The sequence below is a fragment of the uncultured Brachyspira sp. genome (assembly GCF_944390845.1).
Taxonomy (GTDB): domain Bacteria; phylum Spirochaetota; class Brachyspiria; order Brachyspirales; family Brachyspiraceae; genus Brachyspira; species Brachyspira pulli.
This window is the reverse complement of record NZ_CALXRM010000005.1, coordinates 1-21,626: the sequence shown is the minus strand read 5'-3', so window position 1 is coordinate 21,626 and position 21,626 is coordinate 1. Positions and strand designations below refer to the sequence as shown.

35 protein-coding genes and 1 pseudogene are annotated in these 21,626 nt (G+C 31.5%); 32 read left to right on the top strand and 4 right to left on the bottom strand.

Annotated elements, in window-relative coordinates; translation table 11 throughout:
* Window positions 1-42: 42 nt before the first annotated feature.
* From tuf to Q0K52_RS01665, 32 genes and pseudogenes are all read left to right on the top strand, one after another.
* On the top strand, window positions 43-1,269 hold the full coding sequence (gene tuf, locus Q0K52_RS01820) for an elongation factor Tu (protein WP_297295846.1): 1,227 nt from the start codon (window positions 43-45) through the stop codon (window positions 1,267-1,269).
* 85 nt (window positions 1,270-1,354) lie between these two features.
* Complete coding sequence (gene rpsJ, locus Q0K52_RS01815; RefSeq protein WP_297295844.1) at window positions 1,355-1,660, top strand: 30S ribosomal protein S10; 306 nt, start codon at window positions 1,355-1,357, stop codon at window positions 1,658-1,660.
* Between the two features lie 101 nt (window positions 1,661-1,761).
* The gene (gene rplC / locus Q0K52_RS01810; RefSeq protein ID WP_297295842.1) at window positions 1,762-2,415 is read left to right on the top strand and encodes a 50S ribosomal protein L3; all 654 of its coding nucleotides are present in this window, start codon (window positions 1,762-1,764) and stop codon (window positions 2,413-2,415) included.
* A 29-nt stretch (window positions 2,416-2,444) separates the two neighbouring features.
* On the top strand, window positions 2,445-3,092 hold the full coding sequence (rplD, locus tag Q0K52_RS01805) for a 50S ribosomal protein L4 (RefSeq protein WP_297295840.1): 648 nt from the start codon (window positions 2,445-2,447) through the stop codon (window positions 3,090-3,092).
* Window positions 3,093-3,103: 11 nt separating this feature from the next.
* On the top strand, window positions 3,104-3,397 hold the full coding sequence (gene rplW / locus Q0K52_RS01800) for a 50S ribosomal protein L23 (protein ID WP_297295941.1): 294 nt from the start codon (window positions 3,104-3,106) through the stop codon (window positions 3,395-3,397).
* A gap of 15 nt (window positions 3,398-3,412) precedes the next feature.
* Window positions 3,413-4,249: a 50S ribosomal protein L2 gene (rplB, locus tag Q0K52_RS01795; protein WP_297295837.1), complete on the top strand. Its 837-nt coding sequence runs from the start codon at window positions 3,413-3,415 to the stop codon at window positions 4,247-4,249.
* Window positions 4,249-4,518: a 30S ribosomal protein S19 gene (rpsS, locus tag Q0K52_RS01790; protein WP_008723378.1), complete on the top strand. Its 270-nt coding sequence runs from the start codon at window positions 4,249-4,251 to the stop codon at window positions 4,516-4,518. The genes rplB and rpsS overlap by 1 nt, the downstream gene beginning before the upstream one ends.
* Before the next feature lie 11 nt (window positions 4,519-4,529).
* Complete coding sequence (gene rplV, locus Q0K52_RS01785; protein ID WP_297295835.1) at window positions 4,530-4,937, top strand: 50S ribosomal protein L22; 408 nt, start codon at window positions 4,530-4,532, stop codon at window positions 4,935-4,937.
* Window positions 4,938-4,940: 3 nt separating this feature from the next.
* Entirely contained in the window at window positions 4,941-5,678 is a 738-nt protein-coding gene (gene rpsC, locus Q0K52_RS01780; RefSeq protein ID WP_020004613.1) for a 30S ribosomal protein S3, read from the top strand.
* Window positions 5,678-6,091, top strand: coding sequence for a 50S ribosomal protein L16 (gene rplP / locus Q0K52_RS01775; RefSeq protein WP_008727113.1), 414 nt, complete (start codon window positions 5,678-5,680; stop codon window positions 6,089-6,091). The genes rpsC and rplP overlap by 1 nt, the downstream gene beginning before the upstream one ends.
* Window positions 6,091-6,297 (top strand): 50S ribosomal protein L29, encoded by a 207-nt coding sequence (gene rpmC, locus Q0K52_RS01770; RefSeq protein ID WP_014933896.1) that lies wholly within the window; start codon window positions 6,091-6,093, stop codon window positions 6,295-6,297. The genes rplP and rpmC overlap by 1 nt, the downstream gene beginning before the upstream one ends.
* A 12-nt stretch (window positions 6,298-6,309) precedes the next feature.
* Window positions 6,310-6,570: pseudogene (gene rpsQ, locus Q0K52_RS01765) on the top strand (30S ribosomal protein S17); the annotation flags it as partial.
* Between the two features lie 104 nt (window positions 6,571-6,674).
* Complete coding sequence (gene rplN / locus Q0K52_RS01760) at window positions 6,675-7,043, top strand: 50S ribosomal protein L14 (RefSeq protein ID WP_013114308.1); 369 nt, start codon at window positions 6,675-6,677, stop codon at window positions 7,041-7,043.
* Window position 7,044: 1 nt separating this feature from the next.
* Window positions 7,045-7,386 (top strand): 50S ribosomal protein L24, encoded by a 342-nt coding sequence (rplX, locus tag Q0K52_RS01755; RefSeq protein ID WP_297295828.1) that lies wholly within the window; start codon window positions 7,045-7,047, stop codon window positions 7,384-7,386.
* A gap of 16 nt (window positions 7,387-7,402) precedes the next feature.
* Window positions 7,403-7,966, top strand: coding sequence for a 50S ribosomal protein L5 (rplE, locus tag Q0K52_RS01750; protein WP_297295826.1), 564 nt, complete (start codon window positions 7,403-7,405; stop codon window positions 7,964-7,966).
* Window positions 7,966-8,151: a type Z 30S ribosomal protein S14 gene (locus Q0K52_RS01745; protein ID WP_008723403.1), complete on the top strand. Its 186-nt coding sequence runs from the start codon at window positions 7,966-7,968 to the stop codon at window positions 8,149-8,151. Before rplE ends, Q0K52_RS01745 begins: the two co-directional genes overlap by 1 nt.
* Window positions 8,152-8,165: 14 nt before the next feature.
* On the top strand, window positions 8,166-8,567 hold the full coding sequence (rpsH, locus tag Q0K52_RS01740) for a 30S ribosomal protein S8 (protein ID WP_012671629.1): 402 nt from the start codon (window positions 8,166-8,168) through the stop codon (window positions 8,565-8,567).
* 21 nt (window positions 8,568-8,588) lie between these two features.
* The gene (gene rplF, locus Q0K52_RS01735) at window positions 8,589-9,161 is read left to right on the top strand and encodes a 50S ribosomal protein L6 (protein ID WP_297295824.1); all 573 of its coding nucleotides are present in this window, start codon (window positions 8,589-8,591) and stop codon (window positions 9,159-9,161) included.
* A gap of 10 nt (window positions 9,162-9,171) precedes the next feature.
* Complete coding sequence (gene rplR / locus Q0K52_RS01730) at window positions 9,172-9,528, top strand: 50S ribosomal protein L18 (protein ID WP_297295822.1); 357 nt, start codon at window positions 9,172-9,174, stop codon at window positions 9,526-9,528.
* A gap of 47 nt (window positions 9,529-9,575) precedes the next feature.
* Complete coding sequence (gene rpsE, locus Q0K52_RS01725) at window positions 9,576-10,058, top strand: 30S ribosomal protein S5 (protein WP_297295940.1); 483 nt, start codon at window positions 9,576-9,578, stop codon at window positions 10,056-10,058.
* Complete coding sequence (gene rpmD / locus Q0K52_RS01720; protein ID WP_008723411.1) at window positions 10,058-10,237, top strand: 50S ribosomal protein L30; 180 nt, start codon at window positions 10,058-10,060, stop codon at window positions 10,235-10,237. The genes rpsE and rpmD overlap by 1 nt, the downstream gene beginning before the upstream one ends.
* Window positions 10,238-10,247: 10 nt before the next feature.
* The gene (gene rplO, locus Q0K52_RS01715) at window positions 10,248-10,736 is read left to right on the top strand and encodes a 50S ribosomal protein L15 (protein WP_297295819.1); all 489 of its coding nucleotides are present in this window, start codon (window positions 10,248-10,250) and stop codon (window positions 10,734-10,736) included.
* Between the two features lie 11 nt (window positions 10,737-10,747).
* Window positions 10,748-12,088 (top strand): preprotein translocase subunit SecY, encoded by a 1,341-nt coding sequence (gene secY, locus Q0K52_RS01710; protein WP_297295817.1) that lies wholly within the window; start codon window positions 10,748-10,750, stop codon window positions 12,086-12,088.
* Between the two features lie 6 nt (window positions 12,089-12,094).
* Entirely contained in the window at window positions 12,095-12,313 is a 219-nt protein-coding gene (gene infA / locus Q0K52_RS01705) for a translation initiation factor IF-1 (protein WP_297295815.1), read from the top strand.
* 24 nt (window positions 12,314-12,337) lie between these two features.
* A complete protein-coding gene (rpmJ, locus tag Q0K52_RS01700; protein ID WP_008723415.1) occupies window positions 12,338-12,454 on the top strand; it encodes a 50S ribosomal protein L36 in 117 nt (38 codons plus the stop codon).
* A 22-nt stretch (window positions 12,455-12,476) separates the two neighbouring features.
* On the top strand, window positions 12,477-12,866 hold the full coding sequence (gene rpsM / locus Q0K52_RS01695) for a 30S ribosomal protein S13 (RefSeq protein ID WP_008723417.1): 390 nt from the start codon (window positions 12,477-12,479) through the stop codon (window positions 12,864-12,866).
* Between the two features lie 58 nt (window positions 12,867-12,924).
* The gene (gene rpsK / locus Q0K52_RS01690) at window positions 12,925-13,293 is read left to right on the top strand and encodes a 30S ribosomal protein S11 (RefSeq protein ID WP_367270948.1); all 369 of its coding nucleotides are present in this window, start codon (window positions 12,925-12,927) and stop codon (window positions 13,291-13,293) included.
* Between the two features lie 39 nt (window positions 13,294-13,332).
* Window positions 13,333-13,959 carry a 30S ribosomal protein S4 gene (gene rpsD / locus Q0K52_RS01685; RefSeq protein ID WP_297295811.1) on the top strand — a complete coding sequence of 209 codons (627 nt, stop codon included), beginning with the start codon at window positions 13,333-13,335 and terminating at the stop codon, window positions 13,957-13,959.
* Between the two features lie 30 nt (window positions 13,960-13,989).
* Window positions 13,990-14,964 (top strand): DNA-directed RNA polymerase subunit alpha, encoded by a 975-nt coding sequence (locus Q0K52_RS01680; protein ID WP_297295809.1) that lies wholly within the window; start codon window positions 13,990-13,992, stop codon window positions 14,962-14,964.
* Between the two features lie 36 nt (window positions 14,965-15,000).
* Window positions 15,001-15,387, top strand: a complete 387-nt coding sequence (gene rplQ / locus Q0K52_RS01675) for a 50S ribosomal protein L17 (protein WP_297295807.1) — start codon at window positions 15,001-15,003, stop codon at window positions 15,385-15,387.
* A 135-nt stretch (window positions 15,388-15,522) separates the two neighbouring features.
* The gene (rho, locus tag Q0K52_RS01670; RefSeq protein WP_297295805.1) at window positions 15,523-17,022 is read left to right on the top strand and encodes a transcription termination factor Rho; all 1,500 of its coding nucleotides are present in this window, start codon (window positions 15,523-15,525) and stop codon (window positions 17,020-17,022) included.
* 23 nt (window positions 17,023-17,045) lie between these two features.
* Window positions 17,046-17,618, top strand: a complete 573-nt coding sequence (locus Q0K52_RS01665) for a Smr/MutS family protein (protein WP_297295803.1) — start codon at window positions 17,046-17,048, stop codon at window positions 17,616-17,618.
* Window positions 17,619-18,188: 570 nt separating this feature from the next.
* Here the strand turns inward: Q0K52_RS01665 and Q0K52_RS01660 are convergent.
* The 4 genes from Q0K52_RS01660 to fabZ are packed head-to-tail and all read right to left on the bottom strand — an operon-like array spanning window position 18,189 to window position 21,449.
* Window positions 18,189-19,010, bottom strand: a complete 822-nt coding sequence (locus tag Q0K52_RS01660; protein WP_297295801.1) for a hypothetical protein — start codon at window positions 19,008-19,010, stop codon at window positions 18,189-18,191.
* Entirely contained in the window at window positions 19,007-20,137 is a 1,131-nt protein-coding gene (gene lpxB / locus Q0K52_RS01655; RefSeq protein WP_297295800.1) for a lipid-A-disaccharide synthase, read from the bottom strand. Before lpxB ends, Q0K52_RS01660 begins: the two co-directional genes overlap by 4 nt.
* Window positions 20,138-20,162: 25 nt before the next feature.
* Complete coding sequence (lpxA, locus tag Q0K52_RS01650) at window positions 20,163-20,957, bottom strand: acyl-ACP--UDP-N-acetylglucosamine O-acyltransferase (RefSeq protein WP_297295798.1); 795 nt, start codon at window positions 20,955-20,957, stop codon at window positions 20,163-20,165.
* Window positions 20,958-20,984: 27 nt separating this feature from the next.
* Window positions 20,985-21,449 (bottom strand): 3-hydroxyacyl-ACP dehydratase FabZ, encoded by a 465-nt coding sequence (gene fabZ, locus Q0K52_RS01645; protein ID WP_297295796.1) that lies wholly within the window; start codon window positions 21,447-21,449, stop codon window positions 20,985-20,987.
* Window positions 21,450-21,626: the final 177 nt, after the last annotated feature.

Genomic DNA, 21,626 nt, shown 5'->3' with positions numbered 1-21,626 from the left:
AAAAAAACAAATTCCTAAGGATAAAATAATTGGAGGATTAAAATGGCTAAAGGAACTTACGAAGGTAAAAAGACACACGTAAACGTTGGTACTATCGGACACGTAGACCATGGTAAAACAACATTAACATCAGCAATCACAGCAGTATCATCTGCTATGTTCCCAGCAACAGTACAGAAAGTTGCTTATGACTCAGTAGCAAAAGCTTCTGAAAGTCAAGGTAGAAGAGACCCTACAAAAATATTAACAATCGCAACTTCACACGTTGAATACGAATCTGACAACAGACACTACGCACACGTAGACTGTCCAGGTCACGCAGACTACATCAAAAACATGATTACAGGTGCTGCTCAAATGGACGGAGCTATCTTAGTAGTATCAGCAGAAGACGGTGTAATGCCACAAACAAAAGAACACGTACTTCTTTCAAGACAAGTAGGTGTAAACTACATCGTAGTATTCTTAAACAAATGTGATAAATTAGATGACCCAGAAATGGCTGACATCACAGTTGAAGAAGTAAAAGACATATTAAACCACTATGGTTTTGACGGAGATAAAACTCCTATCATTAAAGGTTCTGCTATTAAAGCTATTCAAGCAATTGAAGCTGGTAAAGACCCAAGAACTGACCCAGATTGTAAATGTATCTTAGACCTTTTAAACGCTCTTGATACTTATATTCCAGATCCAGTACGTGAAGTAGATAGAGACTTCTTAATGTCAATCGAAGACGTATACTCAATTCCTGGAAGAGGTACAGTTGTTACAGGTAGAATTGAAAGAGGTAAAATCAAAAAAGGTGACGAAGTTGAAATCGTTGGTATCAAACCTACTCAAAAAACAACTTGTACAGGCGTAGAAATGTTCAAGAAAGAAGTAGAAGGTATCGCTGGTTATAACGTTGGATGTCTTTTAAGAGGTATTGAACGTAAAGCAGTAGAAAGAGGACAAGTATTGGCTAAACCAGGTACAATTACACCTCATAAAAAATTCGAAGCAGAAGTTTACATTCTTAAGAAAGAAGAAGGTGGTAGACACAGCGGTTTCGTAACTGGTTATAGACCACAAATGTACTTCAGAACAACAGACGTAACAGGAGTAATCAACTTACAAGAAGGTTCACAAATGATTATGCCTGGTGACAATGCTAACTTAACTATCGAGCTTATCACTCCAATCGCTATGGAAGAAAAACAAAGATTCGCTATACGTGAAGGTGGTAAAACAGTAGGTAACGGTGTTGTAACAAAAATATTAGAATAATTTAATAAAGTAGAAATAAAAGGGTATACCTTTTAATAAAAGATATACCCTTTAATAAATTAAGAGAAAGCGAGTAATTCAAGCTATGAAAGAACAGAAAATACGAGTTAAACTAAAAGCCTTTGATATTGAGCTTATCGATCAATCAGCTCAGTCTATAGTAGCTAGTGTAAAGAAAACAGGTGCTAAAGTATCAGGACCTATACCATTGCCTACAAGCATACGTAAGGTAACTGTAATAAGAAGTCCGCACGTAAATATTAAATCAAGAGAACAATTTGAGATGCGCATATATAAAAGATTAATAGATATCTTTGATGTAACACCTCAAACAACAGAATCTCTTAAGAAGTTAGCGCTTCCAGCTGGAGTTGATGTTCAGCTTAAATAAGCGTTTAATTAAATATTAAAGATAAAGCTTTACTACGTTTTATCTGTAATAGTTTGATATATAAGAAAGTAGTAAGTAAAATCATTATAGAGGATTCGCCGATGGTAGGAATAATTGGCAAAAAATTGGGTATGACAACAGTTTTCGATGAAACTGGCAACGCTATAGCGGTAACAGTTGTAGAGGCTGGTCCATGCACAGTTATGCAGATAAGAGATAATGAGAAAGATGGCTACAGTGCTATTCAATTAGGTTATGGTGCCGTGAAAGAAAAGCATTTAAAGAAGCCACAAATAGGTCAATTTAAAAAAGCAAATTTAGAGCCTAAGAAATATTTGAAAGAGTTCAGAATGGATAATACTAGCTCTTACACAGTAGGTCAAGAACTTAAAGTGGATATATTTCAAGCAGGCGATTTTATAGATGTTAGTTCTTTGAGTAAAGGTCGTGGTTTTGCCGGCGTAATGAAAAGACATAACTACGATGGTGGTCCTATGAGCCATGGTTCTAACTTTAGAAGAAGAGCAGGTTCTATAGGTTGTAACAGTTACCCTGCAAGAGTATGGAAAGGTAAAGGTATGCCAGGACATATGGGTAATGCTATGACTACTATACAGAACTTAAAAGTGGTTGAAATAAGACCAGATGATAATTTGATTATGATTAAAGGTGCTATACCAGGTGCAGTTAATAGTATAGTGAAATTAACATCAGCAGCTAAGAAACGTAATAAGAAAAAGAACTCAATGAATTAATTAGAGTGAAATAATAACAGGATGATAAAATGGAAGTAGTAATACTAAATGAAAATGGAGATAGCGTAGGCAATTTAGAGATTGTTGACGAGATATTTAAATCAGAAGTTAACAATAATCTACTTTACGAAGCAATCAAAAATGAATTAGCTAACAGACGTCAAGGAACTCACTCTACAAAAACCAGAGCAGAAGTTTCAGGAGGCGGAAAAAAGCCTTGGAGACAAAAAGGAACTGGTAGAGCAAGAGCAGGTTCTACAAGATCACCAATTTGGGTAGGCGGCGGTAAAACACATACACCAAAACCACGTGATTATAGCTATAGATTGCCAAAGAAAATGAAGCGTAAGGCTCTATTGTCTGTTTTATCTTTAAAATATGGAAGCAATGTTCTTAAAGTTTTTGAAGATTTCACTTTTGATGCTCCAAAAACAAAAAGAATGGCTAGTTTTATAAGTAAAGTAAAAGAACCAAATACAAGAAAGGTAGCATTTGTAGTAGGTAAAGATGAGTCTTTAGGAGATAATTATAATAAATTATTATTATCTTTAAGAAACATCAAAGATTTAAAGCTTGTAAATGCAGACAGTATGTCTATACATCCTTTATATTATGCTGATGAAGTATATTTTACTAAAACAGCTTTATCTAAATTAAATGCTAGAATTAAGGGTTAAAAAATATGAGCATGTATTCACTTTTAATTGAGCCTATACTTACAGAAAAAAGTAATATGCTTAGAACTGAGCCTAGAGGAACAGAAAAGCGTTATTATGTATTTAGAGTAAGACAGGACGCTAATAAGACAGAGTTGATGAAAGCGGTTGCAAAAATATTTAATGTACATCCGCTAGATTGTAAGATAATAAATGTTAAGCCTAAGAAGAAAAATCGCAGAATGAGCAGACGCGGATATACACGCAGCTATAAAAAAGCGATAATAGTTCTTGATGGCAAAGAGTCAATAGATATAGTAAAATAATGATGAGGGACACCGATGGCTATAAAGAAATTTAAACCAACAACACCAAGTTTACGCTATCGTACAGTAGTGGACTTTTCGGATATTACAACAAATGAGCCTTGTAAATCATTAGTATGCGGAAAAAAACGTATTAGTGGTCGTGGTTCAAATGGTCGTATAACTATGCGTCGTCGCGGAGGCGGACATAAAAAACTTTTTAGATTCGTGGATTTTAGAAGAGATAAACATGATATAGAAGCTAAAGTAGTTTCTATAGAGTATGATCCTAACAGAACTGCTCGTATAGCACTATTACACTATACAGATGGCGAGAAAAGATACATAATATGGCCATTGGGATTAAATGTAGGCGACAGAGTAGTAAGTGGTGAAAATGCAAAAGTGAAAATTGGTTGTAGTTTACCATTGAAAAAAATTCCATTAGGCACTATAATACATAACATTGAAATAACTCCAGGAAAAGGTGGTCAGCTAGTTAGAGCAGCAGGCGGTGGTGCTCAAATAACAGCAAAATCTGGCGGTTATTGTGTAATAAGACTTCGCTCAGGTGAAGAAAGAAGAATATTAGAAAACTGTTATGCTACTATAGGACAAATTGGCAACTTAGATCATTTCAATACTACAGATGGTAAAGCAGGAACTACTAGACATAAAGGTAGAAGACCAAAAGTAAGAGGTGTTGTAATGAACCCAGTAGATCACCCACATGGTGGTGGTGAAGGTAAGAGTGGACAAGGTAACCCACACCCAGTATCACCAACAGGTGTACCTACTAAAGGATACAAAACTAGGAAAAAGCATAAGTATTCTGATAGATTAATAATCAAAAGAAGAGGGGGTAAGAAGTAATGTCTCGCTCTATTAAGAAAGGACCTTTTGTAGATAAGAATCTCTTTAAGAAGATACAAGCTGGAGATAACAAGCACCAAATAAAAACATACAGCCGTGCTTCAACAATTATTCCAGAAATGATAGGTTTTACTATAAACGTACATAATGGTAAAACATTTGTAGCAGTTTATATACAAGAAAATATGATAGGTCATAAGCTAGGCGAATTTGCACCAACAAGAAAATTTATATCTCATGCAGGTGCCGCTAAAGTAGGTAAGAAATAAGGATTTAGGCTATGGATTATAAAGTAAAGGTACGTTATTTACGCATTGGTCGTAGAAAAGTAGCAAGATTACTTCCATTTGTAAAAGGCGAGTATGTAAATCATGCTATATCTAATCTTGCAACAATGCCACAGATGTCATCAGTAGTTCTAAGAAAGGCTATTAAAAGTGGAATAGCTAATGCTATATTCCAATCAAGAAATATCAATCCAGATACATTATGGGTAAAAACTGCTTATGTAGATAAAGCACCAACTTTAAAACGTATACGTGCTGCAAGCAGAGGTAGTGCTGACCCTATATTAAGAAGACTTTCACATATAACTATAGTATTAAGTGATGATAAAAAACCTGAAAAGAAAAAATTAAAAGCTAAGAGTGCTAAAAAAGAAGAAGCACCTAAAGCAGCGGAGGTATAAACTATGGGTCAAAAGGTTAGTCCAATAGGCTTAAGACTCGGAATTAACAAAACTTGGTCTAGTAAATGGTTTGAAGATAGCAGAACTTATGCAGACAGTTTGCATGAAGATTTATCTATCAGACGCTATATAATGAATTATTATTATAAAACATTAAAAGAAGAACAAAAGAAAATTGGTGGAAAAAAAGAGTCTTTTGACCCTGCTATATCTGACATACAAATAGTACGTTTCCCAGATAGAATTAATATTTTCATCTCTACTGCAAGAGCAGGAGTTGTAATAGGTCCAAAAGGTCAGAGAGTTGAAACTGTGAAAACAGCAGTACAAAAGATGGTAAAAAAACCAGTTCATTTCTCTATTACAGAAATTAGAGATGCTGAGTTAGATGCTACTTTGGCAGCTCAAAGCGTAGCACGTCAATTAGAAATGCGTGTTGCTTTTAGAAGAGCTATGAAAAGCGTTATAACTCAAGCTATGAAGAAAGGTGCTAAAGGAATAAAAGTTATGTGTTCTGGTCGTTTAGCAGGTGCTGATATTGCTAGAACAGAACAATATAAAAATGGTTCAGTACCATTACATACATTAAGAGCTAATATAGATTATGGCACTGCAGAGGCACTCACTACATTTGGTATTATAGGAATAAAAGTGTGGATCTATAAGGGTGAAATTCTTGATAAGAAAGAGCATAAGCAAGATGATGCTGGTAAAGTTATCAGTGCCAAAGGAGATAGATAATGTTACAACCATCAAGAATGAAATATCGTAAACATCATAGAGGCAGAATGAAAGGTAAATCTAAGAGAGGCAGTAACTTGACTTTCGGAGATTACGGTTTAATGGCATTAGAGCCTGTATGGTTAACTGATAGACAAATTGAAGCTGCACGTATTGCTATATCTAGACATGTTAAACGTGTAGGTAAAATGTGGATAAAAGTATTTCCAGATAAACCTTATACTAAAAAGCCTGCTGAGACTAGAATGGGTAAAGGTAAAGGTAACGTTGAATATTGGGTAGCTGTAGTTAAACCTGGAAAAGTAATATTTGAAATAGCAGGCGTTCCAGAAGAGTTAGCTCAATCAGCTTTTAGATTGGCTGGTTTCAAGCTTCCTATAAAAACTAAGTTCATTAAGAGGGAGGCTATATAATGGCTAAAAACAATAAAGATTATAAGTCATTAGGTTTAGAAGAGCTTAAAGGTGAACTTCTAAAATTAGAAAAAGAATATCAAGAGCATAGATTTGAAAAAGTAGTTGGTGATGCTAGACAAACACATCAATTAAAGAAAGCTCGTAAAGATATAGCCAGAGTTAAGACATTTATTCGTCAATATGAACTTGGTATAAAAAAATAGTGAGGTATTACTGTGGATAGCAAAGCAAAAAAATATAAAAGAGTACTTGAGGGAATTGTAGTTTCTGATAAAATGGATAAAACTATAGTTGTAAAAGTAGAAAGCAAGCAGAAACACCCACTCTATGGTAAAACTATTAGTAAAAATAAACGCTATAAAGCTCATGACGAAAAAAATGAATGCCATGAAGGCGATTTAGTAAGAGTAGTAGAGTGCAGACCTCTTAGTAAAGATAAAAAATTTAGATTAACAAAAATAATCAAGAAAGCAGAGCGTATAGAAAAAGATTCTATAGATAGCGATGTAGAAAGCGTATTAAAACGTGAAAAACATGCTCCAGAAGCAGCAGTTTCACAGGTTGAAGGAGAGTAATAACTATGATACAAGTACCAAGTACTCTTAATGTAGCCGACAACACAGGCGTGAAAAAGTTAAAATGTATTAAGGTATTAGGAGGAAGTAGACGTAGATATGCTACTTTAGGAGATGTTATAGTTTGTTCTGTAACAGATATAATACCTACTTGCTCTATAGAAAAAGGTAAAGTAGTAAAAGCTGTAATAGTAAGAGTAAAAAAAGAAGTTAGACGTCCAGACGGTTCATACATACGTTTTGATGAAAATGCTGCTGTTATAGTTGATGATAAAAAAGAGCCTCGCGGTAAACGTATATTTGGACCAGTAGCACGTGAGCTTAGAGATAGAGGCTTTATGAAGATAGTATCACTTGCACCAGAGGTAATATAATATGATAAAGAAACAAGATTTAAGTAAGACAAAATACAAAGTAAGAAAAGGCGATACTGTTGAGGTAATAGCTGGAGAACAAAGCGGAGAACGTGGCGAAGTATTGTCTATAGATAGAGCAAGAGGAAGAGTTCTAGTAAAGAACATCAACATGATCAAAAAAACTATGCCAAAAAGCCAAGAGAATCAAAAAGGCGGTATAGTAGAGAAAGAAGCTTCAATACATATATCCAATGTAATGGTTGTAGGTAAAAATGGAAAAGCTGTTAGAATTGGAAGAAAAGAAGTTAATGGTAAAATGAAAAGATATGCCAAAAAATCGGGCGAAGTTCTTGATAAGTAAGTAGGAGTAATAAATTATGTCAGTATTGAAAGATAGGTATGAAAACGAAATTAAACAGTCTCTACTAAAAGATATGAATTTAAGCTCTACAATGGCTATTCCTAAAATTGAGAAAATAATAATCAATATGGGAGTAACTCAAGCAGTAACAGATAAAAAATATGTTGATTCTGCTGTAGAAGAACTTACCCAAATAGCAGGACAGAGAGCTGTTGTAACAAGAGCTAAAAAGTCTATAGCTAACTTCAAATTAAGACAAGGTATGCCTATAGGTTGTAGAGTAACTTTAAGAGGTGAAAGAATGTATGACTTCTTAGAGAGATTAATATTTATAGCATTACCAAGAGTAAGAGACTTCCAAGGTATTCCTAGAAGAGGATTTGATGGTAAAGGTAACTATAACTTGGGAATAAAAGAACATACAATATTCCCAGAAATAAGTTTCGATAAAACAGACGCTGTAAAAGGCTTAAATATAACAATAGTAACTACTGCAGATAATGACGAAATGGCTCGCACTTTATTAGAAAGAGTTGGTTTGCCATTCCGTGCAGCACCTAAAAGTCAGGAGAATAAATAATGGCTAGATTGGCACTTAAAGTTAAAGCTACAAAAAAACAAAAATATAAAACAAGACAGTATAATCGTTGCCCTATATGTGGTAGACCAAGAGCTTATATAAGACAGTACAAGATGTGCAGAATATGTTTTAGAGATTTAGCAAATAAAGGTTTAATACCAGGCGTAACTAAGTCTAGTTGGTAATTAAGGAGAGTATAATGAGTGTACATGATCCAATAGCAGATGCTTTAACTATAATAAGAAATGGATGTAGAGCAAAAAAAGAAGCTGTTACTATACCTTTTTCTACAAAAATGGAAAATATACTTGCAATTTTGAAGAAAGAAGGATATATTAATGACTTCAAGAAAGTAGAAGTAAAAGATAAAAATTTCTTCCGCATAGAGATAGACTTGAAATATTATGAGGGAAGTTCAGTAATAGAAGGCATTCAAAGAGTATCAACTCCAGGTTTAAGAGTTTATACCTCAGTAGACACTATACCTCAAGTAAAAAATGGTTTTGGTATATCTGTTATATCTACAAGCAAAGGTGTAATGACAGATAAAGAAGCTAGAAAAGAAAAAGTTGGCGGCGAAGTTTTATGCTACGTTTGGTAATAAATTAAGAGGGTATTAATAATGAGTAGATTATCTAATAAACCTATCGCGATACCTCAAGGCGTTGAAGTAAAAGTAGACGGACACAAAGTAATCGTAAAAGGTAAAAGAGGGGAGTTGACAAGAGAGTTTTTTGATTATATAATACTTGAACTTGAAAATAATTCTCTTTGGGTTAAACCTCCTAAGATTGAAAGTACTGACGAGAAAGCTATTAAAGAAAATAAAGCTAAATATTCTGCACAATTAGGTTTGGTGTGGAAACTTATTTCTAATATGATAGAAGGTGTTACTACTGGATATAAAAAGGTTTTACAATTAGAAGGTACAGGTTACCGTTCTAATGTACAAGGTGATACTATAACATTACAATTAGGTTTTTCTAGCGATGTAAAAATGAAAATACCAGAAGGTGTTAAAGTAACAGTAGAGAAAGACACAAAGATCATTATTGAAGGTAATGATAAAGAACAAGTAGGCGAGCTTGCTATGAATATCAAAAAGAAAAGACCAGTTGAACCTTATAAAGGTAAAGGTGTTAGATTTGATGGCGAGCATGTAAAAATGAAAGAAAGTAAAAAAGCTGCTAAGTAAGGGGTAAGCTATGGGTTTAAGAGAAAAAATTAAAGCTCAACGTGAAAGAAGAAAGAGAAGTATACGTATAAAAATCGAGGGAAGTTCTGAGCGTCCTAGACTTACAGTTCATAAGAGTCTTAAATATGTATCTGCTCAAATAATAGATGATAGTAAAGGTATAACTTTAGTATCAGCATCTTCTCAAGAAAAAGAATTAAAAAGTGGTAAGAATGTTGATATAGCTAGAGAAATAGGTAAAGTTTTAGCTACTAGAGCAAAAGAAAAAAATATTAATGAAGTTGTATTCGATAGAAACGGCTATATATATCATGGAAAAATAAAATCCTTAGCTGACGGTGCTCGTGAAGCAGGATTGAAATTTTAAGGAGTATGACCTTGGCACACGATATAAATAACAACGAAGAAAAAAGTATGTATGAAGAACGTCTTATAACTTTGAACAGAGTTGCAAAAGTTATGAAAGGTGGAAGACGTTTTAGATTTGCCGCTTTAATGGTTTTAGGTGATAAGAATGGTCATGTTGGTTTAGGTTATGGTAAAGCAAACGAAGTACCAGATGCTATAAGAAAAGCTATAGAACAAGCTAAGAAAAACATGATAGAAGTAAACTTAAAAGGTGAAACTATACCCCATAATACAGTTGGCGTATTCAGAAGCAGCAGAATAGTTATGAAACCAGCTTCTAAAGGTACTGGAGTTATTTCAGGCGGCCCTGCACGTGCAGTATTAGAATTAGCTGGAGTAAAAAATATTCTTTCTAAATCTTTAGGTAATAACAATTCTATGAACTTAGCTAAAGCTACTTTTGAAGGTTTAAAATCTTTAAAAACAGTTGAATATATGGCTAATAAAAGAGGAATTAGTATAGACCAGATTTATGGGGGGGCAGAATAATGGCTAAAGTTGTAATAACATTAGTTAAATCTCCTATAGGCTATGAAAAGTCTCAAAGAGATACTGTTGTAGCTTTAGGTTTCAAAAAGGGTAAAAGAGTTGTAGAACATGAAGCAACTCCTCAAATAAATGGAATGATAAATAAAATATCACACCTTCTTAAAGTTGAGTATAAGTGAGGGCTAGGAAATGGCACAAGAAAATACAAAAATATTAAGAGCTCCTAAAGGATCAAGCAAAAAACGTCACAGAGTAGGACGCGGTCAAGGTTCTGGTTGGGGTTGTACTGCAGGTAGAGGTGATAAAGGTGCACAATCTCGTGCTGGTTACAGCAGAAGAGCAGGTTTTGAAGGTGGACAAATGCCTTTACATAGAAGAATCCCAAAAAGCGGATTCACTAATGCAGCTTTCAAAAAATGTGTAAATGTTATCAATGTTGGTGATTTAGATTCAATTGGTAATGAAATAAGCAGAGATACTTTACTACAATTAGGATTTTTATCATCTAAGAGAGATTATATAAAACTTCTTTCTATGGGTGAAGTAAAGAATGCTGTTACTATAACAGTTGATATGGCTAGTAAAAAAGCTATAGAAAAGATTGAAAAATCTGGCGGTAAAGTTATAATACATGAACGTAAAAAATATATTAGAAAGAAAGAAGATAAAAAGTCTTAAGGTAAACTATAATGTTGAAATCATTAACTAATATATTTAAGGTACAAGAATTAAGAAGTAGAATCCTATTTACTATTGTTGCTATATTAGTTTACAGAATAGGTAGTCATATTCCAACACCTGGTATAGATCCATCTGCATTATTGGGTTTCTTATCTTCATCACAAGGTGGTGGAGGTCTTTTAACTATTATGGATCTATTTTCCGGTGGTGCTTTATTTAGATTTTCTATATTAGCACTTGGTATCATGCCTTATATTTCTGCTTCCATTATTATGCAGCTTCTCGGTGTAGTTATACCTGCACTTGAGAGAATGCAAAAAGAAGGTGAAAGCGGTCGTAAAAAGATAAATCAGTATGTTAGATATCTAACACTTGTTCTTTGTGTAATACAATCTGCAGCTATGGCTAGTTGGATACAGAGTATAAATGAAGGTGCTATGATATTTATGAATCCTGGATTAGGATTTATATTTTTAGTAGTTGTAACAGCTACTGCTGGTACCATGTTCTTGATGTGGCTAGGTGACCAAATTACAGAACGCGGCCTTGGTAACGGTATATCTGTTATAATTTTTGCTGGTATTGTTGCTCGTATTCCTGCTGGTGTTTATGATGTTATACAAAAAAGAGAAAGCGAATATTTAAATTCTTTAGTTATAGTTCTTTTCTTCATTATTTTCGCAATAGTAATCTTTTGTGTAGTTTATGAAGAAAGCGGACAGCGAAGAATTCCAGTACAATATGCTAAACGTGTGGTTGGTAGAAAAGTATTCGGAGCTCAATCTACTCATATACCTTTCAAAATCAATCCATCAGGCGTTATACCTATAATATTTGCTTCTGCTCTAATGGCAATCCCTGCTCAAATAGCTAGTTTAACTAGAGGTGTTCAGTGGAGATGGTTAGATGCTTTACTTAGATTTTTCTCTTATGGCAGCTGGGCATATATTATTCTATATTGTCTTTTAGTTATAATGTTTGCTTATGTTTACACATCAGTACAGTTCAATCCTGATGATATAGCTGAGAATCTTAAGAAATCAGGCGGTTTTATACCAGGTTACAGACCAGGTACACAGACAGCGGAATATCTTAAAACAGTATTAAGCAGAATAACTATAGGTGGTTCCATATTCTTGGCAGCTATAGCAGTATTCCCTGATTTAATGTCTAAGATTCCTATATTTGCTCCTTTTAGAGGTACAAATAATTCGCTTGTTTATTTAATGGGTGGAACTTCAGTAATGATTAGTGTAAGTGTTGCTGTTGAGTTATTGAAACAAATAGAATCATATTTACAAATGCATAACTATGATGGCATATTAAAGAAATCTAAAGTTAGAAGGTAAACAAAAATGGCTGAGAGAGAAACTATAGAGATAGAGGGTACAGTAGTAGAACCTCTACCAAATGCTACTTTTAAAGTAGAGCTTGACAATGGTCATAAGATATTGGCACATATATCAGGTAAAATGCGTATGAATTTCATTCGTATACTTCCTGGTGATAAGGTAACTATAGAAATGTCTCCCTATGATTTGACAAAGGGTAGAATAATTTATCGTTATAAGTAATAAATTAAATGGAGATTAGTTACAATGAAAGTAAAAAGTTCTATAAAAAAACGCTGTAATGACTGTCAAATAGTTAAAAGAAAAGGCGTAGTTAGAGTTATATGTAAGAAAAACCCAAGACATAAACAAAAACAGAAGTAATTAATTTAAGGAGATAATTAATATGGCACGCTTAATGGGTGTTGAAATTAGAAACAATAAAAGAATAGAAATAGCCCTTACCGACATATATGGTATAGGTCGCACTCTTGCTCATGTTATTTGTGATAAAGCTAATATAGATTATTCTATCAAAGCTAAAGATTTAACAGACGCACAAATTACAGCTTTAAGAGATGCTATAGAAGCCACTACTAAAGTAGAAGGTGATTTACGTACAGAGCTTTATAATAACATAAAGCGTTTAAAAGACATTCACTCATATCGTGGAATGCGTCATATTAAGAGGCTTCCTGTACATGGTCAGCGTACTCGCACTAACTCACGTAATGCTAGAGGTGGTGGAGCTAGAAAAGCAATAGCTGGTAAGAAAAAAGCACCAGGTAAAAAATAATTAATGGGGGATAATAGTGGCTACTCAAAAAGGTAAAAAAACTCTAAAAGATAAAAAAATTAAAAAAGATAGAAAAGTTGAAGCTTTTGGTATAGTACATATAAAGGCTAGCTTTAATAATACAATAGTTACTATAACAGATAGAAATGGAGATACTTTATCTTGGGCTAGTGCAGGTTTAGATGGAGATTACAAAAGTAGTAAGAAATCTACACCTTTTGCTGCACAAGTTGCTAGTGAAAAAGCATCTAAAAAAGCTTATGAAATGGGTGTTAGAGAAGTAGAAGTTTATGTAAAAGGTCCAGGTATGGGTAGAGAAAGTTCTATCAGAGCAGTTGAAGCTGCTGGACTTAAAGTAAAACTTATTAAGGACGTTACTCCAATGCCTCATAACGGTTGCCGTCCTAGAAAAAGAAGAAGAATATAATTTTTGTATTTAAGTTGTATTAAATAGGAGATAAATAATATGGCAAGATATAGAGATGCTAGTTGTAGATTATGTCGTCGTGAAAAAACTAAACTTATGTTAAAAGGCGAAAGATGTCTTACTGCTAAATGTGCTATAACAAAAAAAAGAGATGTACCAGGTCCTAGTAACCGTAAAATGAAACAGTTATCAGAATATGGTATTCAGATGAGAGAAAAACAAAAAGTTAAACGTATTTATGGCGTTTTAGAAAAACAATTTAGAAATTATTATCATGAAGCTATTCGTGTAGCTGGTGTATCTGGTGAAAACTTACTTAGATTATTAGAATTACGTTTGGATAATGTTGTTTATAGACTTGGTCTTGCTAAAAGCAGAAATCAAGCTAGACAATTCGTAGCTCATGGTTTTATATCAGTAAATGGAAAAAGAATGACAGTTCCTTCATACTGTGTTAAAGTTGGTGATAAAGTTTCTATTACTGAAAGAGGTAATGCAGTAGCTGAGGTAAAAACTATTATAGAAGGTTTAAAAAGTGAATATGTTCCTGCTTGGTTAAGTTTAGATCTTTCTAATAAAACAGGTGAAATAGTTACTTTACCTATAAGAGAGCATATAGAGTATCCTATCAATGAACAGCTCATCATTGAGTACTATTCTAAGTAATGGAACTCTTTTATAAGAGGTATTATAAGAATGGCATTAAAAGAAATATTAGAATCTATTAGACATCCTCATAGAGTTACTTTTGAAAAGAAAGATTTAACTCCTACTTATGGTAAGTTTATTGCTCAGCCTTTTGAAAGAGGATATGCAGTTACAGTTGGTAATGCTTTAAGAAGAGTGTTGTTGTCTTCTATACCTGGTTATGCTATCACTGCTATTAAAATAGAAGGTGTTAGTAACGAATTTGAAAATGTACCTGGTATGAAAGAAGATACTATAGTTATGATTATGCATCTTAAAAATGTAGTAGTTTCTCTTCCTCCTCATTTGGATACTAAAACTATTCATATGAGAAAAGAAGGTCCTTGCACTATCACTGCTGGTGATTTGGTTGCAGATGATGCTGAAGCTCAAGTTCATAATCCAGACTATTATATAGCTACAATTGCTGAAGGTTACACTTTTGAAATGGATATTCAGATTGAGGGTGGATATAGTTATGTACCTGCTGAAATGAATGATGAATTGAGAGAAGATATTAATGCTATAGTTATTGATGCTATATACTCTCCTATTTTAAATGTTAAATATAATGTTGAACCTGTAAGAGTTGGACAACGTATAGATTATGGAAAACTTACTCTTGAAATAGAAACTAAGGGTAATGTGGCTCCTGAAAAAGCTTTGTCTCAGGCTGCTAAAATTTTAAGAGAAAATCTTAAACATTTTATGGACCCTGAAGAAGCTAATGGTGACGATGAAAAAATCGAAGAAACTCCTAAAGATTCTGTACTTGATTCTCTTAAGGGTAAACATATTGAAGAAGTAGAATTCTCTGTTAGAACTGCTAATTTCTTAATGGCTTCAGATTTGAAAACTTTGGATAAAGTTGCTGTTAAAAGTGAGGCTTATTTGAATAGACTTACTGGTGCTAATGAAATGATCATTGAAGAAATTAAAGAAAAACTTGCAGAGTTCGGTGCTCATCTTGGTATGAGAGGATAATATTAAAAAGTTAATAAACTTTTAAGGATAGGTAATATGAGACATAGAGTTACAGTTAAAAAATTTAATAGAACAAGTGCACATAAAAAAGCTATGCTTTCTAATATGCTTACTTCTCTTTTTAAATATGAAAAAATAGAAACTACTAAAGAAAAAGGTAGAGCTATTAAACAATTAGCTGATAAAATTATTTATAAAGCTAAAGTTGATAATGTTCATAATAGAAGAATGGTTGCTAAGTATGTTAAAGATAGAACTATACTTACTAAACTTTTCAAAGATATAGCTCCTAGATATGCTAATAAAAATGGCGGTTATGTAAGAAAAATTTTATCATATAAAAGATTCGGTGATGCTGCTGATATGTGTGTAGTTATGCTTTGCGAATCTGATAGCTCTTCTGTAAAAACTGAAAATAAATAATAATTAAACAAAAATAAACAAATCGGTTTATAAATCTAATATAAGCAAATTTTATTATATAAATAGTATCTTATGTGTGGTTATAGCGAATACTCGCTATAACTTTACATGAGTATTGTTTATGGAGGAATTATTATGCCTTTTCCAACAAAAAAACGTGTGAAAGTATCTAATGAAAATGAGGAAATTGAAACAGCTCCTGCTCAGGTGAAAAAAGTTGTGAGAAAAAGAGTTATAAAGCAGGTTGTTGCTGACTCTAATGAAGAAAGTACAAATAATTCAGAAATTATACAGGAAAAAGAAGAACTTGATAAAGAAATTGAGACTAATGATGAAGTAAAAGAAGTTAAAAGACCTCATGATGTCCTTTATATTACTAAATTAAGTTGTTTAACTTTTGAAGAACTTTTAGAATTTGCTGAATCTTATGGTATTAAAAAAGATGCAAATAATAATATCAGACGTCAAGAGCTTATGCATGCTATATTGAAAGCTCAAATAGCTATGGAAGGTAAAATAGTTGCTGAAGGTACTTTAGAAACTTTACAAGATGGATTTGGATTTTTAAGATCTCAGAATAGTAATTATTTAGTTGGACCTGATGATATATATATTTCTCCTGCTCAAATTAGACTATTTGGACTTAGAACAGGTGATATTATTAGAGGTGAGGTGAGACCTCCTAAAGATAATGCCGGTGAAAAGTTTTTTGCTTTACTTAGAATAGAAAGTGTTAATGGTGAGGAACCTAATAATCTTTATAAAAGACCTCATTTCGATAAATTAACTCCTATTTTCCCTAATGAACGTATTGATTTGGAATTTTTACCTAATAAAATTTCTACACGTATCATTAATTTAGTTTCTCCTATTGGTAAAGGTCAAAGAGGTTTGATTGTTGCTCCTCCTAAAGCCGGTAAAACTATGATGCTTCAGGAAATTGCTAATGCTATATGTAAAAATTATCCTGATATTAAATTATTCATACTTCTTATAGATGAACGTCCTGAAGAAGTTACTGATATGAAAAGACAAGTACCAGAGGCTGAAGTTGTAGCTTCTACTTTTGATGAAACTCCTGATAAACATTGTCAGGTTTCTGAAATGGTATTAGAAAAAGCTAAACGTTTGGTAGAGAATAAACATGATGTTGTTATAATATTAGATTCTATCACAAGACTTTCAAGAGCTTATAACTTGGTTGTACCTGCAAGCGGTAAAGTATTAACTGGCGGTGTTGATTCTAATGCTTTGCATAAACCAAAAAGATTCTTTGGTGCTGCTCGTAATATTGAAGAAGGCGGTTCGCTTACTATTATTGCTTCTGCTTTGGTTGATACTGGTAGTAAAATGGACGATTATATTTATGAAGAGTTCAAAGGTACTGGTAATATGGAGCTTCATTTAGACAGAAAGCTTGCTAATAGAAGACTTTTCCCTGCTATTGATATTGATTCTTCTTCTACTAGAAGGGAAGATTTACTTCTTACTGAAGAAGAAAAGAATAAAATGTGGGCTTTAAGAAAATATATGCAGTCTCAGGGTATAGATGAGGATCAATTAATAGAAACTGTTATTGATAAAATGAATTCTACTAAAGACAATGCTGAGTTTTTAAAATTATTAAACTCTTAATTTATTGTTAGGATTTTATCAATATGTCAAAAAACTCTGAAGAAGAAGATAGAAAACTATTTGAGTTTTATTTAGAGCATGGATATTTTCCTGATGAGTTTAAAAGTTCAAAAAAAGATATAAAAAAAGAAAATATTCAAAAAATTGATAATAAAGAAATCGAAATAAAAAAAGAAGCTGCTAATAATGATTTTGTTGTTAGCGAAGAAGATAGAAATATGTTTTTAAGTGCAATTGAAAATCTCGATTGCACTAATCATTCTAAAAAATCTATTCAAGACAGAAAAATCAATATAAAATTTAAACCTAATATAAAAAATGTTATTCCAAAAGACAGACTTGATTTACATGGGCTTACAAGTGAAAGAGCTTTAATAGAAGTTAAGCATTTTATTTATGAATGTAAAAAAAATAGAGTAAGTCCTATTTTAATAATACATGGTAAAGGATTTGGAAGTGAAAATAGGATACCTGTATTAAAAAATCTAGTAGAGTATTATTTAGCAACAGAAGGAAAGCATTATATAAAATATGCTGATGATGCTCCTATACATCTTGGCGGAAGCGGTGCAAAAATAATTTTTTTAAATATATAGTTTTTAAATTATATCTACTTACCGCACGCAGAATAAAACTAAAAACATAAATTTATTTTGAATTCAAATTCAATTATATTTTAAATTTAGTTTACCGTGCGTTAAATAAATTCTAAATCTAATCATCACTTGGGCGGGTGCTGTAATTTCTAATTAAGTTATAAAGATAATAAAAATAAACATTTAAATAATATTAATAATAATAAAAGGGCGGGGTTTAGAATAAGGTTTTAAAATTTAAATTACATTTGCCCACCCTTTAGTTTTTCAACTTTTTCTGATATTTATAACAATATTTTCTTTTTTATTTTTACTGTTATTTTAGCTGCCCACCCAAGATTTTTTTAAATTTATTATCTACTTACCGCACGCAGAATAAAACTAAAAACATAAATTTATTTTGAATTCAAATTCAATTATATTTTAAATTTAGTTTACCGTGCGTTAAATAAATTCTAAATCTAATCATCACTTGGGCGGGTGCTGCAATTTTTGATTAAGCTATAAATGTAATAAATATTAAAATTCAGAATAGAACTGTAAGCTTTAAAGGGCGGGTATGTAAATTGATTAATATTTGTTATGGTAAGTTATAAAACTAAATTCTTTTTTAATAGGAAGTATTAATCTTGAGTGAGTTTTATGATTTTCATCATATATTTTTAAATGGTTATGCGGTTCCAAATTTTGATTGAAAAGCCTTAAATCACACAAAGCAAGCCCAAATCCGGCACTTTCACTATTATCTAATTGTTCTGTGAAAAATTTTTCTATTAAATTATTATTATAATATTCTTTAAAAGTTAATCTTTTTGAATCTATTCTTGTTCTGCTTATCATCGTAAGAGGAGCATCATTAACTATTTCGAAATAAAGATCATTTTTATTAATTCTTGATATTAATTTGATAGTTAATTTATTTCTCATATCATTATTATTTAATAATTGTGCATATTTTTTTTCATCTATTTCTATGTTGCTGTCAATATCTTTTATAAGATTATTTTCTAATTTTATATATTCTTTTAATTTATTTTTAGTATCATCATCTTTTAGTATATTAGAATATTCACTCATTATATCATAATCATTAAAATATTCATCATTTGCTATTTGACTTGTGAAATTAGGGAATTTTTCTTTTAATATTTTCATAGTAATGATATGCAAATATCTTGCTTTAATTGCATTGGATATAAGTTCCATTATAATATATACAGCATCATTAGTATATTTATCTATATTATATTTTTTTAGTATTTCTTCTATTATGAAGATGATTTTTTGCTTAGTAATATTATCAAGCCATATAATATTAAATTTTACAGGTTCTTTTTTATGATTTTTAATGTATTTTAATATATCTTCTATACTACTCTGGGAATCTATCATGATTTAATAATCTCTTTAGCTATACGTTCTAATACATTCTTTTCACCTAATGTATCTCTTACTCTAAGCAAATTTGTACTTACCTTTTTGTAATATTCTTTATCTGTTAAATATTTCATTATATAACTTGTAATGGTGTTAGGGTTGCAGTCATTTTGTAATAATTCAGGAACTGCTTCTTCATTAAGTAAAACATTAGGCATACCAACATACTTTATATTAGTAAGCAATTTTCCAAGTAGGAAAGTAATATGTGATATTTTATAACATATTACCATTGGTTTTCCATAACAAGCTGCTAATAAACTTGCAGTTCCGCTTGACATAATTAAGGCATCAGAATAAGAATACACATAATCTTTATTTTCACCATTTAATAAAGAATATGATACACCTTCCAATATATTTTTATAATTATCAATAATTTTTTTGATAGGTTCTGTATATTCAGGATATGCTATAGGTATAACAAATCTTATATTTGAAGATAGCATATCATTAAGCATTTTCATAGCTTTAATAAATACAGGTGCCAATTTTGTTATTTCCTGATGTCTGCTTCCAAATAATACGCCAACAGTATAATCTTTTTCAGGCATATCTAATTTTGGAATTTCTCTATTATAATCTAAATCGGCAAATGGATGTCCGCTATACATTACATTACAGCCATATTTTTTATATACATCATAATCAAATAAGAAAGGTGTTATAATTTTTTTAGCTGAAAGTAATTTTTTAGCATTCCAAGCTCCCCATATACCAACATGAGGAGGGAAATAATAAATATATGGTATATTATTAGCCTTAAAATATTTAGCTAATAATAAATTAACGCCTTGATTATCTACTAAAAGCATTATATCAACTTTATTTTTTTTGAGATAATCTTGTAATATGTTAAAAGCACCTAATTTTTTAAAAGCATAAACTGGATTAGCTCCTTCAAATATTCCCATAGTAGATAATGTTGACATATCAGATAATATATTAACATCGGCTTTTTGCATCTCAACACCGCCAAAGCCGTCTAATATTATTGAAGAATCTAATTCCTTTATCTTTTTTGCTAATAAGGCACCTTGAATGTCGCCTGATACTTCGCCAGTAGCTATAAATATTCTCATAAGTTTATTTTTTATATAATTTTTATTACACAGTTTTTCTAGGTGTAATTCCTCTTTTTGCCTTAGATATAAACTCTACAATATTTTTAGCTATTTCATTTAATGAACTGTCATTTAAATATGTATCTAAAAACTCTTGTTTAGTTTTATTCCAATTGTACCATAAATCATAAGCTTCTTCTGCTTGAGATATTTGTTCAGATGTGAAACCTGCACGTCTCATACCAACTAAATTAAGTTTATAAACAATAGCCTCTCCAGCATGAGCAGTTAAAGCATAAGGTAATATGTCTCTTCCTACAGCTGACATACCGCTTATCATAGCATACTGTCCTATAGCACAGAATTGATGTACTACACAGTTACCAGATATAAAAGCTCCTTTTTCTACTCTTACATGTCCAGCTACTAAAGCACCATTACATATAATTACGTTATCTTGTATTTCACAGTCATGGGCAACATGTCCTGTAGCCATTATATAACAATTATTTCTTATAATAGTTTTAGCATTTTCTTTAGAAGCTCTATGTAAATTAGCAAATTCTCTAATTTCGTTATTGTCACCGATTTCAAGAAAGCTTACAGTTTTTCTATCAAAATGTATATCCTGAGGTAAATTTCCTATTACAGCATGATCATGTATAATATTATTTTTACCTATAGTTGTATATTCCTTTATAACAGAATGAGCTCCAATAGTTGTATTTTCACCTATAGAAACTTCACCTTCTATAACAGCATAAGGTCCTATTTGAACATTATCAGCTATTTTAGCAGATTCTGAAATAATCGCAGTTTTATGTATATTATTTGGCATTTATTTTCCTTATTTTCTTAAAGCTAATTATTTTTCTATTTTCATAGCTTCTTTATCTACTAAGAACAATCCTAAATCTCCAGAGCAAGCTAATTTTCCGTCAACTTTTACTTCTCCATGAGTTTTAAGCAATGTTCCATTAAAAGCATCTACTGTTACAAACATATCCATTACATCACCAGGTATAACAGGATTTTTAAATTTAACATTATCTATTTTAGCAAAGAACATGAATTTTTTTCCAAGTTCTTCAGGTTTTAATAATTTTGTATAGCAGTAAATACCAGAAGTTTGAGCTAATGCTTCTATCATTAAAACTCCAGGCATAATAGGACTTTCAGGAAAATGTCCAGTAAATTGAGGTTCATTAAAAGTTACATTTTTTATAGCATGTATTTGTCCATCTTCGATACTTTCTACTTTATCAACAAGTAAGAAAGGATATCTATGTGGTAATAATTCCATTATTTTAGTTATATTAATTTTATCCATTATATAATCAATCCTTATATTAGTTTTTAATAAAAAACAAATTTACAGAAAAAATTATATCATATAACGGTAAAGTTACAAGCATAAAATAGTTAATATAATGTTTAAGAGCCATAGATATTGCACATTTTTAGTTTAAAAAAAGAAGGTATTCCTTATAATTTAAATTGCTACAAA

Coding starts and splice junctions, on each gene's coding strand:
- tuf (WP_297295846.1), top strand. CDS start 43: ATGGCTAAAGGAACTTACGAAGGTAAAAAGACACACGTAAACGTTGGT.
- rpsJ (WP_297295844.1), top strand. CDS start 1,355: ATGAAAGAACAGAAAATACGAGTTAAACTAAAAGCCTTTGATATTGAG.
- rplC (WP_297295842.1), top strand. CDS start 1,762: ATGGTAGGAATAATTGGCAAAAAATTGGGTATGACAACAGTTTTCGAT.
- rplD (WP_297295840.1), top strand. CDS start 2,445: ATGGAAGTAGTAATACTAAATGAAAATGGAGATAGCGTAGGCAATTTA.
- rplW (WP_297295941.1), top strand. CDS start 3,104: ATGTATTCACTTTTAATTGAGCCTATACTTACAGAAAAAAGTAATATG.
- rplB (WP_297295837.1), top strand. CDS start 3,413: ATGGCTATAAAGAAATTTAAACCAACAACACCAAGTTTACGCTATCGT.
- rpsS (WP_008723378.1), top strand. CDS start 4,249: ATGTCTCGCTCTATTAAGAAAGGACCTTTTGTAGATAAGAATCTCTTT.
- rplV (WP_297295835.1), top strand. CDS start 4,530: ATGGATTATAAAGTAAAGGTACGTTATTTACGCATTGGTCGTAGAAAA.
- rpsC (WP_020004613.1), top strand. CDS start 4,941: ATGGGTCAAAAGGTTAGTCCAATAGGCTTAAGACTCGGAATTAACAAA.
- rplP (WP_008727113.1), top strand. CDS start 5,678: ATGTTACAACCATCAAGAATGAAATATCGTAAACATCATAGAGGCAGA.
- rpmC (WP_014933896.1), top strand. CDS start 6,091: ATGGCTAAAAACAATAAAGATTATAAGTCATTAGGTTTAGAAGAGCTT.
- rplN (WP_013114308.1), top strand. CDS start 6,675: ATGATACAAGTACCAAGTACTCTTAATGTAGCCGACAACACAGGCGTG.
- rplX (WP_297295828.1), top strand. CDS start 7,045: ATGATAAAGAAACAAGATTTAAGTAAGACAAAATACAAAGTAAGAAAA.
- rplE (WP_297295826.1), top strand. CDS start 7,403: ATGTCAGTATTGAAAGATAGGTATGAAAACGAAATTAAACAGTCTCTA.
- Q0K52_RS01745 (WP_008723403.1), top strand. CDS start 7,966: ATGGCTAGATTGGCACTTAAAGTTAAAGCTACAAAAAAACAAAAATAT.
- rpsH (WP_012671629.1), top strand. CDS start 8,166: ATGAGTGTACATGATCCAATAGCAGATGCTTTAACTATAATAAGAAAT.
- rplF (WP_297295824.1), top strand. CDS start 8,589: ATGAGTAGATTATCTAATAAACCTATCGCGATACCTCAAGGCGTTGAA.
- rplR (WP_297295822.1), top strand. CDS start 9,172: ATGGGTTTAAGAGAAAAAATTAAAGCTCAACGTGAAAGAAGAAAGAGA.
- rpsE (WP_297295940.1), top strand. CDS start 9,576: ATGTATGAAGAACGTCTTATAACTTTGAACAGAGTTGCAAAAGTTATG.
- rpmD (WP_008723411.1), top strand. CDS start 10,058: ATGGCTAAAGTTGTAATAACATTAGTTAAATCTCCTATAGGCTATGAA.
- rplO (WP_297295819.1), top strand. CDS start 10,248: ATGGCACAAGAAAATACAAAAATATTAAGAGCTCCTAAAGGATCAAGC.
- secY (WP_297295817.1), top strand. CDS start 10,748: ATGTTGAAATCATTAACTAATATATTTAAGGTACAAGAATTAAGAAGT.
- infA (WP_297295815.1), top strand. CDS start 12,095: ATGGCTGAGAGAGAAACTATAGAGATAGAGGGTACAGTAGTAGAACCT.
- rpmJ (WP_008723415.1), top strand. CDS start 12,338: ATGAAAGTAAAAAGTTCTATAAAAAAACGCTGTAATGACTGTCAAATA.
- rpsM (WP_008723417.1), top strand. CDS start 12,477: ATGGCACGCTTAATGGGTGTTGAAATTAGAAACAATAAAAGAATAGAA.
- rpsD (WP_297295811.1), top strand. CDS start 13,333: ATGGCAAGATATAGAGATGCTAGTTGTAGATTATGTCGTCGTGAAAAA.
- Q0K52_RS01680 (WP_297295809.1), top strand. CDS start 13,990: ATGGCATTAAAAGAAATATTAGAATCTATTAGACATCCTCATAGAGTT.
- rplQ (WP_297295807.1), top strand. CDS start 15,001: ATGAGACATAGAGTTACAGTTAAAAAATTTAATAGAACAAGTGCACAT.
- rho (WP_297295805.1), top strand. CDS start 15,523: ATGCCTTTTCCAACAAAAAAACGTGTGAAAGTATCTAATGAAAATGAG.
- Q0K52_RS01665 (WP_297295803.1), top strand. CDS start 17,046: ATGTCAAAAAACTCTGAAGAAGAAGATAGAAAACTATTTGAGTTTTAT.
- Q0K52_RS01660 (WP_297295801.1), bottom strand. CDS start 19,010: ATGATAGATTCCCAGAGTAGTATAGAAGATATATTAAAATACATTAAA.
- lpxB (WP_297295800.1), bottom strand. CDS start 20,137: ATGAGAATATTTATAGCTACTGGCGAAGTATCAGGCGACATTCAAGGT.
- lpxA (WP_297295798.1), bottom strand. CDS start 20,957: ATGCCAAATAATATACATAAAACTGCGATTATTTCAGAATCTGCTAAA.
- fabZ (WP_297295796.1), bottom strand. CDS start 21,449: ATGGATAAAATTAATATAACTAAAATAATGGAATTATTACCACATAGA.